Here is a 380-nt window from a genome sequence, read left to right on the forward strand (position 1 = left end):
CGCGAAGTCGGCTTCCGCCACCGCAGGCTGATCCAGCTGTTCACGACCCAGGTCGGAATGCCACCCAATCGGTTTGCCCGCCTGCAGCGGTTCCGGCACGCACACGACGCCGTCTCCGGGGCACTGTCAGCGCCGCATTGGTCCATCTTCGCCACCGAGCACGGATACGCCGACCAGTCACACATGATCCGGGAGTTCCAGGAATTCTCCGGGATGACACCCGCCGAGCAACTACGCCGAAGCGGGTACGTCGCGAAGGACGACCACATCGCGCTTGAGCCATAGGTCAATTTTGTTCAATACATCCGCCGCGGAGGTCGGCAGACTGCGGTCATGTCTGGATCCATCACCTACCGAACCGGCGCAGTCCGCTCCCAGGT

At 63.2% G+C, this 380-nt stretch carries 1 protein-coding gene; it reads left to right on the top strand.

Annotated elements, in window-relative coordinates:
• Positions 1-285 (top strand): helix-turn-helix domain-containing protein (locus tag RM590_RS35835; RefSeq protein WP_311708986.1); only part of this gene is annotated, 285 nt, incomplete at its 5' end.
• Between the last annotated feature and the right edge of the window lie 95 nt (positions 286-380).

This window comes from Streptomyces litchfieldiae (genome assembly GCF_031845365.1).
GTDB lineage: Bacteria > Actinomycetota > Actinomycetes > Streptomycetales > Streptomycetaceae > Streptomyces > Streptomyces litchfieldiae.